Source organism: Microvirga sp. P5_D2 (genome assembly GCF_054049475.1).
This window is the reverse complement of the sequence record NZ_JBFUMH010000048.1, coordinates 20922-35761: the sequence shown is the minus strand read 5'-3', so window position 1 is coordinate 35761 and position 14840 is coordinate 20922. Positions and strand designations below refer to the sequence as shown.

The following is a 14840-nucleotide window of genomic DNA, read 5'->3' as shown; positions in this document are numbered from 1 at the left end:
GTACTACTGGTTCCCGAAGATGACCGGCTACGTGATGCCCGACTGGATCGGAAAACTGCACTTCTGGGTCGCGTTCATCGGCGCCAACGTGCTGTTCTTCCCGATGCACTTCCTCGGCCTCTCCGGCATGCCGCGCCGCTATGCGGATTATCCGGATGCGTTTGCTGGCTGGAACCTGGTCTCCTCGATCGGTTCTTACATCTTCTTCGCTGGTATCTTCATCTTCATCGGCGGCGTGATCTACGCCTTCGTTCGCAAGGAAAAGGCAGCCGGCAACCCGTGGGGCGAAGGTGCGACGACGCTGGAATGGACCCTGTCCTCCCCGCCTCCGTTCCACCAGTTCGAGACCCTGCCGCGCATCGTGGACACGGACCACTAAAATTAGCGAGCCGGGCGGCTTCTCGCCGCCCGCTCCTCCCCCGAGAGCTTGGTGCTCCCAAGCTTTCCGGCGAGGAGCTGACATCAGGAAGCCTTTGGGGGGCTTTTGAGGCTTCAGCATTTCGGAAGATCATTTTGATGAACACTGCGTCGAATAGCTTGACCAATTCCCGCACAGAGAACCTCCCCATGGCAGGCATCTCGCAGGGCGACGTGTCGGACTTCTTCGCCCTTCTTAAACCCCGCGTGATGTTTCTGGTCGTGTTCACGGCCCTCGTCGGCATGGTCGTCAGCCATTCCGATCTTAATCCCGTGCTCGCCTTCGTCTCGCTGTTGATGATCGCCGTCGGCGGCGGCGCGTCGGGCTGCCTCAACATGTGGTGGGATGCGGATATCGACGCCATCATGACCCGCACGGCCAAGCGTCCGATTCCCGCCGGCAAGATTCAGCCCGGCGAGGCTCTCGCCTTCGGCCTCACGCTCTCGGCCGGTTCGGTGCTCGTGCTGGGCCTTGCGAGCAACTGGCTCGCGGCTGGCCTGCTCGCCTTCACCATCTTCTTCTATGTTGTCATCTATTCCATGTGGCTCAAGCGCACGACGCCGCAGAACATCGTGATCGGCGGCGCGGCAGGCGCCCTCCCCCCGGTCGTCGCGCAGGCGGCCGTCACCGGCCATGTGGCTTGGGATAGCGTCATTCTCTTCGCCATCATCTTCATGTGGACACCGCCGCATTTCTGGGCGCTGGCTCTCGTGAAATCGAAGGATTACGAGCGCGCGGGCATTCCCATGATGCCGAACGTCGCCGGCCCCGATTCCACCCGCTTCCAGATCCTCGCCTACACGGTGCTTCTCGCGCCCCTCGGCATGGCGCCGGTCTTCTTCGGCTTCGGCGGTCTGGCCTATGCGATCATCTCCCTGATCGGCGGCCTCGGCATGCTGGCCCTGGCGGTCCAGGTTTATCGCCTGCGCGAGGGCGAGCCCGCGATGCGCGTGGCGCAGCAGCTCTTCGCCTTCTCGATCCTCTATCTCTTCCTGCTGTTCGCGACCCTTCTCGCGGAACATGGGTTCGGCTTCTTCCGGCCGGTTCTCGGGTGATCGCGATGGATTCGAAGCACTCCTACAGCCTGACCCCCGAGGAGCAGAAGCGCCGCCGCAAGCGCTCGCTGGCCCTTGCGCTCACGCTCGGCATTCTCTGCATCCTTCTTTTCGCAATCACGATCGCAAAGCTTGGACCCCAGGTCCTGCAGCGCCCGTTGTGAGTTCGACATGACTGAGAAAGATCTGGCTGAGAACACGAACATCCGACGCAAGATGCACCGCACGGCTTCTGCCTGCGTCGGCATCGTCGTGGGCATGGTCGGCCTCGCCTATGCGTCGGTTCCGCTCTACGACCTGTTCTGCAAGGTGACGGGCTTCGGCGGCACGCCGATCGTGCGCGACGCCAACGATTCCGACGTGATGAACCGCACGATCACCGTCCGCTTCGATTCCAACGTCGCTCCGGGCCTCAGCTGGCGCTTCGCGCCCGAGAAGCCGGAAGTGAAGGTGAAGCTCGGCGAGACGACGACCGTCTACTACAAGGTCACCAACACCGGCTCGAAGTCCGCCACGGGCATCGCCACCTACAACGTGCAGCCTGATCTCGCCGGCACCTATTTCTCGAAGCTCGAATGCTTCTGCTTCACGGAACAGACGCTGCAGCCGGGGGAGACCCTGGAATCGGCGGTCGTGTTCTACGTGGATCCCCGCCTCGTGCAGGATTCCGACGTGAAGGACCTGACTTCCATCACGCTCTCCTACACCTACTTCCCCTCCAAGGGTGGAAAGCCGGTGGCGGAGGCGACGTCATCAACCCAAACCATCGCTCAATAAGAGACGTGACAAGCTGGACAGAAACGTCATAAAGCGAAGTCACAATCGAGGCACGGAGACGACTAAAATGGCCGAGGCTCACGCCAAGAACCACGATTACCATATTCTTGAACCGAGCCCGTGGCCGTTGATCGGCGCGGTCAGCGCCTTCCTGATGGCGTCCGGTTTCGTGACCTGGTGGAAGGACATCGCGTTCGGTGGCATGCACCTGGGCGCCTACATCTTCGGCGCGGGCATCATCGGCGTGCTCTACACGATGCTCAGCTGGTGGACCGAGGTGGTGCGCGAGGCCAATACGGGCTCCCACACCCGTGTGGTCCAGCTCCATCATCGCTACGGCATGATCATGTTCATCGCCTCCGAGGTGATGTTCTTCGCAGCCTGGTTCTGGGCCTATTTCGATGCGGCTCTCTATGCCGGCGACCCGCAGCTCTATTCGCGCGTCGAGGTGCTCGGCGGGGTTTGGCCTCCGAAGGGCATCGAAACCTTCGATCCCTGGCACCTGCCGCTGCTCAACACCCTGATCCTGCTGACCTCGGGCACCACGGTTACCTGGGCGCACCACGCGCTCCTGGAGAACGACCGCAAGGGCCTCAAGGCCGGCCTGTGGCTGACGGTCATCCTGGGCCTCCTCTTCAGCTTCGTGCAGGCTTACGAGTACAGCCACGCCGCCTTCGGCTTCAAAGGCAACATCTACGGCGCCACCTTCTTCATGGCGACGGGCTTCCACGGCGCCCACGTGATCATCGGCACGATCTTCCTGGCCGTCTGCCTGCTGCGCGCCTATCGCGGCGACTTCACGCCCAAGCAGCACCTCGGCTTCGAATTCGCCGCCTGGTACTGGCACTTCGTGGACGTGGTCTGGCTCTTCCTCTTCGCCTCCATCTACGTATGGGGCTTCGGCGGCGGCGGAGCCGGCGGGCACTAAAGCCGCTCCGCTCACCACTGACATTCAACGGGGGCGGCTCTCAAGCCGCCCTTCGTTTTTTGGCCTTCCCTTCCCATCTGAGGGGTGGCTCTTACGGAGAAACATCGTGGCCCAAGACCAATCGGCTCCCCCTCCCGTCATCACCGGCCTGAAAGGCCTGTGCCCCCGTTGCGGCAAGGGACATGTGTTCAAGGGCTACTTGACGATTCGACCGAAATGCGAGGTCTGCGGCCTTGATCTCGCCTTCGCCGATACAGGCGATGGTCCCGCCTTCTTCGTCATGTCGATCGTCGGCATCGTGGTGGTGGCCCTGGCGCTGTGGGCCGAATTCACCTTCTCTCCCCCGATATGGCTCCACCTCGTGATGTGGTCAGCCTTGAGCATCCTCATGAGCCTCGCTCTCATGCGTCCCCTGAAAGGCGTATTGATGGCGCTGCAATACCACCACAAGGCCGAGGAAGGGCGCTTCCACTAGTGAGCGCCGTCAGTCTGCACAAAGGGCGCTCGCTGATCCTGCCGGGCCTCGCCACGCTGATCGCCCTTGCGATCCTCATCGGCCTCGGCACTTGGCAGCTTCAGCGCAAAGCCTGGAAGGACGACCTGATCGGCCAGATCGAGGCGCGGGCCTATGGCGAGCCGGGCGCGATCCTCCCCGAATCCGAATGGGCCGCCTGGCGCGCGGATCAGGACGAGTTCCGAAAGGTCCGCATCACCGGCACCTTCCAGCACGACAAGGAAACCCCGATTTATGGCCTCGCTCAAGGCGAGCGCCAGGGCGCGCCGATCCAAGGCTACTACGTCCTCACGCCGCTCACCCTCGCTTCCGGCGCCACCGTCATCGTCAATCGCGGCTTCGTCCCCACCGGCCTCAAGGATCCCGCCACGCGCTCCCAGGCCCAACCGGCCGGGGAGGTCACGGTTACCGGTCTCGTGCGGGCGCCTGAAATCCGCAATCCCTTCACTCCCAACGACGATCCGGCCAAGAACAACTGGTTCGCCCGCGATCCGCAGACGATCGCCGAGGCCCGCAAGCTGGAGCGTGTTGCCCCGTTCCTTATCGATGCCGATGCCAGCCCCAACCCCGGCGGCTGGCCCCGAGGCGGGCAGACCCCGCTGACGCTGCCCAACAATCACCTGCAATACGCCGTCACGTGGTTCGGCCTCGCCCTGACCCTGATCGGCGTCTTCATCGCCTTCGCGTTGCGGCGGGTGAAGGAATGATGCGGCACTAGAAGCGGCTTGCCGCAGGACATTGCGGACAATATGGTCCGACCGAATTTCAGGAGAATGACCGTGCTCCATGTCTCGACCCGCGGGGAAGCCCCCGCGCTTGGTTTTTCCGATGCGCTTCTGACCGGCCTTGCCAGGGATGGTGGCCTCTACCTGCCGGAAAGCTGGCCGAGCCTGTCCACGGCCACGATTCAGGGCTTTGCCGGAAAATCCTATGCGGAGGTCGCGAAGGCGGTTCTGGGACCGCTGGTCGATGGCGACATCAGCCGGGCCGATCTCGGCCGCATGATCGACGAAGCTTACGCTTCCTTCCGCCATCAGGCCGTATGCCCCCTCACCCAGCTCGACGACAATCTGTTCGTGCTCGAACTCTTCCACGGTCCCACGCTGGCCTTCAAGGACGTTGCCATGCAGCTCCTCGGGCGGCTGATGGACCATGTGCTGAAGGCGCGCGGAGCGCGTGCCACCATCGTAGGCGCGACCTCAGGCGATACAGGAAGTGCTGCGGTCGAGGCCTTCAAGGGTCTCGATCAGGTCGACATCTTCATCCTCTATCCGCATGGCCGCGTGTCGGACGTGCAGCGCCGCCAGATGACGACATTGGCCTCGCCCAACGTACATGCGCTCGCCGTCGAGGGCACCTTCGACGATTGCCAGAGCATGGTGAAGGCCATGTTCAACAATGGCCGCTTCCGCGACGAGCTGCAGCTGTCGGGCGTGAACTCCATCAACTGGGCGCGCGTGGCCGCGCAGGCCGTGTATTATTTCACCGCCGCCGTGGCGCTCGGTGCGCCGCATCGTCCCATCTCGTTCTCGGTGCCCACCGGCAATTTCGGTGACATCCTCGCCGGCTGGGCCGCCAAGCGCATGGGCCTGCCCATCGAGCGGCTGATGATCGGCACGAACGCCAACGACATCCTCGCCCGCACGCTGGGCAGCGGCACCTACGAGATCAAGGGCGTCGAGCCCACGACCTCGCCGTCGATGGACATTCAGATCTCCTCGAACTTCGAGCGCCTTCTGTTCGAGGCTTACGGCCGCAACGGCGAGGCTATCCGCCGCCTGATGGCGAGCCTCAGCCAGTCCCGGGCTTTCATGATCGAGGCAGGCCCGCTCGCCCGCATCCGCGAGGAGTTTTCGGCGGAAGCAGTGAACGAGGCCAACGTCATCGATGAAATGGCTGAGACCTATCGCACTACCGGCTATGTTCTCGATCCGCACTCCGCTGTCGGCACCCGCGCGGGTCGTGCTTTGCTGAAGAGAAATCCCGAAGTGCCTGTGGTAGCCTTATCCACCGCCCATCCGGCCAAGTTCCCGGATGCGGTCGAGCGCGCCACGGGGCTACGCCCCGCACTCCCGCCGCACATGGCTGATCTGATGGAGCGCAACGAGAGCTTCACGGTTCTTCCCAACGATCAGGCTGCGGTCGAGCGCTTCATCCGCGAGCGCGCCCGGGCCGTCAAAGGCGCTGCTGCATGAACGAGCACTTCGTTCGCGAGAAGCGGGTCGATATCACAAGGCTCTCCAACGGCCTCACGGTTGCCACCGAGCGCATGCCGGAAATCGCCACCGCGACGCTTGGCGTGTGGGTCGGCACAGGCTCGCGGCACGAGCAGGCCCATGAACATGGTCTCTCGCATCTCATCGAGCACATGGCCTTCAAGGGAACCGCGCGCCGCTCCGCGCGGCAGATCGCCGAAGACATCGAGAATGTCGGCGGCGACATCAATGCCGCGACGAGCGTCGAGTACACGAGCTACACGGCGCGCGTGTTAGGCGAGAACGTGGACGTTGCGCTGGATGTGCTCGGCGACATTCTCATCAACTCGGCGTTCGACGATGCCGAGCTTGCCCGCGAGAAAGGCGTGATCCTGCAGGAATACGCCGCCGTCGAGGATACGCCGGACGATCTGATCTACGACGCGTTCATGGAAACCGCGTTCAGCGGGCAGCCCGTGGGTCGCCCGATCCTCGGAACGCCGGACACCATCAAGAGCTTCGACGCGACCACGATCCGCGCGTTCATGGCGCGCGAGTACATTCCGGCCAAGATGGTGCTGGCGGCTGCGGGCGATGTGGATCACGCGCAGATCGTCGATGCGGCCGAGCGGCTGTTCGGATCGATGCCTGCCGCCGATATCGCGCCCCCGCAATCCGGCGCCTATACGGGCGGCGAAAGGCGGATCGCGCGCAAGCTCGAACAGGCCAATATCGTGCTCGGACTGCCGGGCCTCTCGTTCAAGGATCCGGGCTATTACGGCGCGCACCTCTTCGCCCATATCCTCGGCGGCGGCCTGACCTCCCGCCTGTGGCATGAGGTCCGGGAGACACGGGGCCTCGCCTATTCCATCGATTCCTTCCACTGGCCCTTCTCCGATTGCGGGTTGTTCGGCATCGGCGCCGGTACGGCGGGCTCCGATGTCAAGAATCTGATGGAAGTGACGCTTGCCTGCATGCGCCAGGCGACGCAGGACATCAGCGAGATCGAGATGATCCGCGCCAAGGCGCAGATGAAAGTGGCCCTGCTGACGGCCCTCGAGACGCCCGGCGGGCGCATCGAGCGCGTAGCGCGCCAGCTCCTCTCCTGGGGCCGGATCGTCGGAAGCGACGAGATCGTCAAGAAAGTGGATGCCCTCAACGAGAACGATGTGCGCGCCGCGGGACGCATGCTGCTGGAGGGACAGCCCACCGTGGCGGCCATCGGCCCCATCAAGGGTCTTCCTTCCCTGGACAAGATCATCACCGGCCTGCGCGGATGATCGGGCCGCATGACCTTAGGTCATGTTCGGTTCACCTCAATCCCGCCGCAAACAGGTTCCATGCGCGTGGTTAACGATAACAAATGAGTCCTGCGGACAAGTCAGGCCGGATCCCGGCTTCGCCTTGCTCTCAGGCTCCCTGACCGGTACCAATCCAGCTTCACAGTTTTGGACCGGACGAAAGAACCGAAGCGTTGCGGATCGTATCTTTCGCCATAGCCCTCCTTCTGGCGGCATTTCTAGGTCTCATCTGGCCATCGAGCGGCTGGGCGGTGGAATCCGTTCGCGTCGATCCCAAGGTGAAGGCGATCGACCTCACGCCCGCCATCGAGCGCTACAAGTCGGATGGGGACGAGATCCGCATTTCCACCGCGCCCGGCCGCGACGGCATCGTGCGCCGCATCGCGGTGAAGGCGCGCGAATCCGGCACCCGCCCGGATTGGATCGTCTTCGCGCTCACCAACGATACCGATGAGCAGGTGGACCGCCTTCTTGTCGCTCCCCATTTCCGGCTCACCGGCTCCGGCGTTCTCTGGCCCGATCTTGGCTCCTCGCGCATCGCGGCGGTTACGGCGAGCCAGGGCATCCGGCCGGAGCGGGACGACAGTCCCGATGCGGACGTGTTCCTGATCACCCTCGATCCCGGCACCACCGTTACCTTCGTGGCGGAGCTTCGCACCGACAACCTGCCTCAGCTGCATTTGTGGGACGCGGATGCCTACAAGGAACGCGTGAACGGGCTAACCCTCTACAAGGGCATCATCATCGGCATCGCGGGCCTGATGGCCCTATTCCTCACCATCGTCTTCGTGGTCAAGGGTGCCCTGATCTTTCCGGCGGCAGCTGCCTTGGCCTGGGCCGTGCTGGCCTATGCCTGCATCGATTTCGGCTTCTTCCAGCGCGTCTTCCCCATTTCCGAAACCACGGAGCAGATCTACCGCGCCGGTGCCGAGGCGGTACTCGCGGCAACGCTTCTGGTGTTCCTGTTCGCCTATCTCAACCTCAATCGCTGGCATGTGCGCTACAGCCATGTGACTGCTTTTTGGCTCGCCTTCCTCGGCGCGCTCATCGGCCTTGCGATCATCGACGCGCCGGTCGCGGCGGGTGTGGCGCGCATGTCCATCGCGGCGGTCGCCGGTATCGGCTTCATCCTCGTGATCCACTTGGCGACGCACGGCTATGACCGCGCGATCATGCTCGTGCCCACTTGGCTTCTGCTGATCGCCTGGGTGGTTGCGGCGAGTTTCACAATCGTCGGGCATCTTCTGTCGGACATCGTGCCCTCGGCCCTCGTCGGCGGCCTCGTGCTGATCGTCATGCTCATCGGCTTCACGGTGATGCAGCACGCCTTCGCGGGCGGCGGATTCGCGCGCGGTTTCATGAACGACACGGAGCGCCGTGCGCTCGCTCTTGCGGGTGCCGGCGACATCGTGTTCGATTGGGACGTGGTGGCCGACAACATTTTCGTCAGCCCTGAGGTGGAGCATCAGCTCGGCCTGAAGCGCGGCGCGCTGGAAGGCCCCGCATCCGCTTGGCTCGACTTGATCCATCCCTTCGACAAGGATCGCTACCGCCTTGCCCTCGATACCGTCATTGAGCATCGCCGCGGCCGCCTGATCCAGGATTTCCGCCTGCGCTCGTACTCCAACGCGCATCACTGGTATCGCCTGAAGGCGCGTCCGGTCATCGGCTCCGATGGCGAGGTGATCCGCATCGTGGGCACGTTGTCCGACGTCACGAGCAGCAAGAACGCCGAGGAGCGCCTGCTGCACGACGCGGTGCATGACAACCTGACCAGCCTGCCGAACCGCCAGCTGTTCTATGACCGCCTCGAAGCGGCTCTGACCTTCGCAAGCCAGGACGATTCCCTGCGCCCGACGGTGCTCGTGATCGATCTCGACAAGTTCAAGGAAATCAACGAGCAATCCGGCTATGCCGCCGGGGACTCGATCCTGCTCACGCTCTCCCGCCGCCTCGGCCGCCTGCTTAAACCCCAGGATACGCTGGCGCGCATTTCGGGCGATGAATTCGCGATCATCCTGCTCTCCGAGCGCGAGCCCGACCGCATCATCGCCTTCGCCGACATGGTCCGCCGCATCGTCACGACACCTGTCACCTATGCCGAGCGCGAGATCTTCCTTACCGCCTCCATCGGCATTGCCCTGCACGATCCGCAGATCGCGGCGCGGCGCGAGGAAGTATTGCGCAACGCCGAGATCGCCATGGCCCATGCGCGGCGCCATGGCGGTGATCGCATCGAGGTGTTCCGCCCCACCATGCGCTCGGATCGCAGCGACCATTTCACGATGGAAACCGACCTGCGCCACGCTCTTGAGCGCAACGAGATGAAGGTGCTGTTCAAGCCCATCGTCCGCCTTGAGGACAGGACGATCGCGGGCTTCGAATCCATGCTGCGCTGGGATCATCCCCGCCTCGGCCGCATCGGCCCCGAGGACTTCATGTCCATCGCCGAGGAGACGGGTCTCATCGTCAAGCTCAGCGGGTTCCTGCTCGAACAGACCGCTCGCGAACTGGCGGTCTGGCAGGGCGCGCTCGAAGTTGAACCGCCGATCTTCGCCAGCGTCAACATGTCGAGCCAGCACCTCCTGCGCCATGATCTCTTGCAGGACGTGAAAACCATCATCGCGCGGACGCGGGTTCTGCCCCGCTCGCTCAAGATCGAGATGACGGAAAGTCTCGTGATGGAGAATCCGGAATATTCGGCCCAGATGCTCACACGCCTGCGGGATCTCGGTGCCGGCCTGTCGCTCGACGATTTCGGCACGGGCTATTCCGCCCTCTCCTACCTCCTGCGCTTTCCGTTCGACACGCTGAAGGTAGACGAGTCCTTCGTTCGCCAGATGGCTGCGGGCAAGCCGGTCATCCTGCGCTCCATCGTCAAGATGGCGCATGAGCTCGGCATGGAGATCGTTGCGGAGGGCGCGGAGAGCGAGTCGGAAGCCATCGAGCTGTATCAGCTCGGCTGCGAATATGCGCAGGGCCCAGTCTTCGGCGAGCCGATGTCCGTGCTCCAGGCCCGCCAGCTCGTGGGTGCAGCCACGGAAGCGGCCTAGAGGCAGCCGTCAGGCGTGGCCGGCTTCCATGGACAGCATGGCAGGCTCGATCCCGATCCCGCGCAAGGCCATCTCGTAGCGGATCTCGACGGCGGTGTCGAAGATCAGCTCCGCATTGGCCGGGCAGTTCAGCCAGCCATTGGCCTGAAGCTCGAGCTCCAATTGGCCTGCGCCCCAGCCCGCATAGCCCAGCGCCAGAACGGCATTCTGCGGGCCCTGACCCCGGGCAATCGCCCGCAGGATATCGACGGTGGCGGTCAGGCACACCCCATCATCGATCGGCAGGGTGGATTGGGAGAGATGGAAATCGGGCGTATGGAGAACGAAACCGCGGCTCGTCTCGACCGGGCCGCCCATCAGCACGGGCATCCGATTGACCTTCTCGGGCAAATGGATGCGCTCCATTTCGGGAACGATCTCGAGCTGAACCAGAAGATCAGGCATAGTCACGTTGGCGGCCGGGCGATTGAGGATGATCCCCATGGCCCCTTCCGGCGAGTGGGCGCAGACATAAATGACCGCCCGGGCAAACCGTTCGTCCGCCATGCCGGGCATGGCTACGAGAAGCTGCCCGTCGAGATAAGGGGATCCATCACCGGGGTAAGAATATTGAAAGCTCATCTGTCGAAATCTGCCTTGCTGGGCCAGCAACCCGATCACGGGATCGTGGATGGCAGACCCGACCATAAAACGCATAAGTGAAGCGCCTCAGGGAGGCGTCAGTTCCATGGCAATCATGTTTCGTACCATTTCAGCGGCCTTTTTCCTGATCCTGACCGTTTTTTCGGCAACCGCACAGCCCCTCTCCTCCCCGAGCGGCGCCAAGGGGTTCCACTCTCAGGTCCGTCTCTTGTCCGGCGGCAAGCAGGGCGATGTATGGCTGGCGGGGATCGAGTTCACCCTCGACCAGGGGTTCAAGACCTATTGGCGCAACCCCGGCGAGTCCGGCCTGCCGCCTCGGTTCGACTGGTCCGGCTCGGAGAACGTCGCCTCCATCGACATCCAGTGGCCCGCCCCGAAGCGTCATGAGGACGCTGCCGGCGTCGCCTATGTCTATGGTCGAAAAGTCATTCTGCCGGTTGTGATGAAGCCGGAGCAGGCCGACAAACCGATCAAGCTTGCCCTCGCCGTCGATTACGGGATCTGCAAGGACATCTGCATTCCGGCCAATGCTGAGCTGAGCCTGCTGCTTTGCGATCCGGGCATGGATCGCGCCAGCATCGAGCAGTTCCAGGCGCGCGTACCCCGGCTTCAGTCCTTGGGAGCGCAAGGCGATCTGTCAGTGGTGGCGGTAGCGGCGAAGGAGCAGGCGGACAAGCCTGCGTTGGCGGTCAAGGTGCGGGTTCCCGCCGGCACGAAGCCGTCGCTTTTCGCCGAAGGGCCGGACAACTGGTATCTGTCCGCCTCCACGCCCGATGCAGATAACGGATTCACCGTCACAATCGAGGAAAAGCCGAAGGATGCCGGGCCTGTGCCCTTACGCCTGACACTCGTTGCGGGGGACAAGGCAGTTGAGACGGAAGTGAGCCTCGACGGGAATGGCAAGCCGCGCTAGGAGGGTTCATCCTCGTGCAGTTTTGGAGACTTGCCTATGTCTATTCAGGTTGGAGACCGCCTCCCCCAGGTTACGTTCCGTGTCATGACACCGGACGGACCGGTGGCCAAGACGACGGACGATCTCTTCAAGGACCGCAAAGTAGTGCTCGTGGCCGTTCCGGGCGCCTTCACTCCCACCTGCCACCGCAACCATCTGCCCGGCTACGTGCAGAAGGCGGATGAGATCAAGGCGAAGGGCGTGGATTCCATTCTCGTGACCGCCGTCAACGACGTGTTCGTCATGGATGCCTGGTCGAAGTCGGCCGGCGCGGAAGGCATCGAGTTCCTGTCCGACGGCAATGCCGATTTCGCCAAAGCGATTAAGCTGACCATGGACGGCTCGGGCTTCGGCCTCGGCACCCGCTCACAGCGCTACTCGATGGTGGTCGAGGATGGCGTCGTGAAGACTCTCAATGTGGAAGATACGCCCTCAAAGGCTCAGATCTCCGGAGCTGAGAACCTGCTGAAGGATCTCTAAGAGATGATGAGGCGACCGCTGCTCACTCCGTCGCGAGCAGCGGTCGCCCACCCCGTTTCTTGAAGGGCTGCATGGCGGCTACCGCCAGGGCATCGACGCGGATATTCGTGGGATCGTCCGCGTGCCCCTTCACCCAATGCCAGGCGACATCGTGCCTGGACGCGGCCTCGTCGAGCGCGCGCCACAGATCCTCGTTCTTCACCGGCTTGTTGTCGGCGGTGCGCCAGCCGCGCCGCTTCCAGTTGTGCATCCATTGCGTAATGCCCTGGCGCACATATTGGGAATCTGTGAACAGGTCGATGGCGCAAGGGCGCTTGAGGGCATTCAGCCCCTCGATGGCAGCTTGGAGTTCCATGCGGTTATTGGTGGTGTGAGCCTCCCCGCCGGAAACCTCCTTCTCACTGCCCTTGAAGAACAGGATCGCACCCCAGCCGCCGGGGCCAGGATTGCCCGAGCAGGCACCATCCGTATAGATCAGGACGCGTTCGGTTCCGCTCATGCCTCAAGTCCATATTCGCGGGCATGCTTCACGTGCCGGTGGAAGTGAAGCTTGCGGTCGTATTCGAGCGGGTCCTTCGGCTTCACGAGCGCGCCCGGAGGCACGTTGAGCCAGTCCACGAGCCGGGTCAGCATGAAGCGCATGGCGGAGCCACGGCACAGCACGGGCAGCACCTCGATCTCCTGAGCGGTCAGTGGTCGAACGGATTGGTAGCCCGCCAGCAATGCCTTCGCCTTCGTCAGGTTGAAGGACGCATCCTGCTCGAAGCACCAGGCATTGAGGCAGATGGCGACGTCGTAGGCGAAGGAATCCGTGCAGGCGAAATAGAAGTCGATGAGGCCGGATACCTCGGAGCCGATGAAGAACACGTTGTCAGTAAAAAGATCCGCATGGATGATGCCGGAGGGCAGGTCCTTCGGCCAAGCATCCTGAAGGAAGGCCAGCTCCCTCCGGGTCCGTTCCGCAAGGCCCTGCAGGACCGTATCCGCCTGCGCCTCGGCTTGAGCAAAAAGCGGCGCCCAGGCATCCATGGACAGCGCGTTCGGCCGATTCATGGCGAAGTCCCGGCCCGCCAGGTGAAGCTTGGCCAGGGCCGCGCCCAGGGAACCGCAATGCTGGGCGGTCGGACGGCGGACGGCGATGCCTTCGAGGAAGGTGATGATGACGGCAGGACGCCCTGCAACCCGCCCAAGCGCCTGCCCGTCGCGGTTGTTGACCGGCAGAGGACAGTTCAGCCCCTTGTTGGCGAGGTGCTGCATGAGGCCGAGAAAGAACGGCAGATCGGCCTCCCGCACCCGCTTCTCGTAGAGCGTCAGGATGTAGGACCCTTCCGTGGTGTGGAGGAAATAGTTCGTGTTCTCCACGCCCTCGGCGATGCCCTTGTAGGACAGGACCGTGCCGATATCATAGGTGGCAAGAAAGCTGGAAAGCTCCTCGTCATTGACTTCCGTATAGACTGCCACCGCTTACTCCGCCGCYTGCTCACGCAACTCGCGCGGCAGAGGAAAGAACACACTCTCATCCGCCGTCGACACACTCTCCACCGAGACTTCGTAGCGCTCGGCGAAGGCGTCGATGATTTCCTCCACCAGGATCTCGGGCGCCGAGGCGCCAGCCGTGATGCCGAGGCGGCGGATGTTCCCGAACAGGGACCAGTCGATGTCATCGGCCCGCAGGATGAGGCGGACCAGCGGGCACCCTTCCCGCTCCGCGACCTCGCGCAGGCGCTGGGAATTGGAGGAGTTGGGAGACCCCACCACGATCATGGCATCGACCATCGGCGCCACGCGTTTCACCGCGCCCTGGCGGTTGGTGGTCGCGTAGCAGATGTCCTCCTTGTGAGGACCGACGATGCTCGGGAAGCGCGCCTTCAGGGCATCGACCATATCCTGGGTGTCATCGACGGACAGGGTGGTCTGCGTAACGAAAGCCAGATTGTCGGGGTCGGCAGGCTGGAGCCTCGCGATATCGTCCACCGTCTCGACCAAGGTCACGGCGCCCTCGGGCAGCTGGCCCATGGTGCCGATGACTTCAGGATGGCCCACATGGCCGATGAGAATGATGTGGCGGCCCCGCTTGTGGTGCACCTGGGCCTCCCGGTGGACTTTGGTCACCAGGGGGCATGTGGCGTCGATAGCGAAGAACTTGCGGGCTTCGGCGGCCTCGGGGACCGACTTGGGCACCCCGTGGGCGGAAAAGATCACCGGGGCTTCCGTATCCGGGATCTCGTCGAGTTCCCGCACGAAGACGGCGCCCTTCCGCTTCAGGTTCTCCACCACGTATTTGTTATGGACGATCTCGTGCCGCACGTAGACCGGCGCACCGTGGATCGCCAATGCCTTCTCCACCGCGTCGATGGCGCGAACGACGCCCGCGCAGAAGCCGCGCGGGGCACAGAGGAGAATATCGAGGGGCGGCTTCGTCATGATGGGGCGATGTGGCGAGAGGAAGCCCCTCCTGTCAAGCGGGAGCGACGGTAATTCGCGGGTCCGGCTCAGGTTCCAGTGTGACGTAACGGACATTTCTG

At 63.3% G+C, this 14840-nt stretch carries 16 protein-coding genes; 12 read left to right on the top strand and 4 right to left on the bottom strand.

The features are described 5' to 3' along the window. The 10 genes from ACXJKO_RS14450 to ACXJKO_RS14405 form a co-directional block, all read left to right on the top strand. Positions 1-379 (top strand): cbb3-type cytochrome c oxidase subunit I (locus tag ACXJKO_RS14450; protein WP_457091789.1); only part of this gene is annotated, 379 nt, incomplete at its 5' end. 137 nt (positions 380-516) lie between these two features. Then, the gene (locus ACXJKO_RS14445) at positions 517-1473 is read left to right on the top strand and encodes a heme o synthase (RefSeq protein WP_457091788.1); all 957 of its coding nucleotides are present in this window, start codon (positions 517-519) and stop codon (positions 1471-1473) included. Positions 1474-1478: 5 nt separating this feature from the next. Then, the gene (locus ACXJKO_RS14440) at positions 1479-1637 is read left to right on the top strand and encodes a hypothetical protein (RefSeq protein ID WP_457091787.1); all 159 of its coding nucleotides are present in this window, start codon (positions 1479-1481) and stop codon (positions 1635-1637) included. A 7-nt stretch (positions 1638-1644) separates the two neighbouring features. Beyond that, a complete protein-coding gene (locus ACXJKO_RS14435) occupies positions 1645-2250 on the top strand; it encodes a cytochrome c oxidase assembly protein (RefSeq protein WP_457091786.1) in 606 nt (201 codons plus the stop codon). A gap of 67 nt (positions 2251-2317) precedes the next feature. Further along, positions 2318-3178, top strand: coding sequence for a cytochrome c oxidase subunit 3 (locus tag ACXJKO_RS14430; protein WP_457091785.1), 861 nt, complete (start codon positions 2318-2320; stop codon positions 3176-3178). Between the two features lie 106 nt (positions 3179-3284). Continuing rightward, positions 3285-3653 (top strand): DUF983 domain-containing protein, encoded by a 369-nt coding sequence (locus ACXJKO_RS14425; protein WP_457091784.1) that lies wholly within the window; start codon positions 3285-3287, stop codon positions 3651-3653. Continuing rightward, positions 3653-4399, top strand: coding sequence for an SURF1 family protein (locus tag ACXJKO_RS14420; RefSeq protein WP_457091783.1), 747 nt, complete (start codon positions 3653-3655; stop codon positions 4397-4399). Before ACXJKO_RS14425 ends, ACXJKO_RS14420 begins: the two co-directional genes overlap by 1 nt. Before the next feature lie 72 nt (positions 4400-4471). Continuing rightward, a complete protein-coding gene (thrC, locus tag ACXJKO_RS14415) occupies positions 4472-5887 on the top strand; it encodes a threonine synthase (RefSeq protein WP_457091782.1) in 1416 nt (471 codons plus the stop codon). Further along, positions 5884-7167, top strand: a complete 1284-nt coding sequence (locus ACXJKO_RS14410) for a M16 family metallopeptidase (protein WP_457091781.1) — start codon at positions 5884-5886, stop codon at positions 7165-7167. The genes thrC and ACXJKO_RS14410 overlap by 4 nt, the downstream gene beginning before the upstream one ends. Positions 7168-7361: 194 nt before the next feature. Beyond that, positions 7362-10241 carry an EAL domain-containing protein gene (locus ACXJKO_RS14405; protein ID WP_457091780.1) on the top strand — a complete coding sequence of 960 codons (2880 nt, stop codon included), beginning with the start codon at positions 7362-7364 and terminating at the stop codon, positions 10239-10241. A 9-nt stretch (positions 10242-10250) separates the two neighbouring features. On the opposite strand, the gene ACXJKO_RS14400 is transcribed toward ACXJKO_RS14405, so the two are convergent. Continuing rightward, positions 10251-10862 carry a YqgE/AlgH family protein gene (locus ACXJKO_RS14400; protein WP_457091779.1) on the bottom strand — a complete coding sequence of 204 codons (612 nt, stop codon included), beginning with the start codon at positions 10860-10862 and terminating at the stop codon, positions 10251-10253. Between the two features lie 106 nt (positions 10863-10968). On the opposite strand from ACXJKO_RS14400, the gene ACXJKO_RS14395 reads away from it, so the two are divergent. Both ACXJKO_RS14395 and ACXJKO_RS14390 read left to right on the top strand, forming a co-directional pair. After that, on the top strand, positions 10969-11796 hold the full coding sequence (locus tag ACXJKO_RS14395; protein ID WP_457091778.1) for a protein-disulfide reductase DsbD domain-containing protein: 828 nt from the start codon (positions 10969-10971) through the stop codon (positions 11794-11796). A 36-nt stretch (positions 11797-11832) separates the two neighbouring features. Then, the gene (locus ACXJKO_RS14390) at positions 11833-12315 is read left to right on the top strand and encodes a redoxin family protein (RefSeq protein ID WP_457091777.1); all 483 of its coding nucleotides are present in this window, start codon (positions 11833-11835) and stop codon (positions 12313-12315) included. A gap of 22 nt (positions 12316-12337) precedes the next feature. On the opposite strand, the gene rnhA is transcribed toward ACXJKO_RS14390, so the two are convergent. From rnhA to ispH, 3 genes are read right to left on the bottom strand one after another with little or no spacing between them, the layout of a single operon-like run. Beyond that, positions 12338-12814: a ribonuclease HI gene (gene rnhA / locus ACXJKO_RS14385; protein ID WP_457091776.1), complete on the bottom strand. Its 477-nt coding sequence runs from the start codon at positions 12812-12814 to the stop codon at positions 12338-12340. Next, positions 12811-13776, bottom strand: a complete 966-nt coding sequence (locus ACXJKO_RS14380) for a homoserine kinase (RefSeq protein WP_457091775.1) — start codon at positions 13774-13776, stop codon at positions 12811-12813. The genes rnhA and ACXJKO_RS14380 overlap by 4 nt, the downstream gene beginning before the upstream one ends. Positions 13777-13779: 3 nt before the next feature. Beyond that, entirely contained in the window at positions 13780-14739 is a 960-nt protein-coding gene (gene ispH, locus ACXJKO_RS14375) for a 4-hydroxy-3-methylbut-2-enyl diphosphate reductase (protein WP_457091774.1), read from the bottom strand. Positions 14740-14840 lie beyond the last annotated feature (101 nt).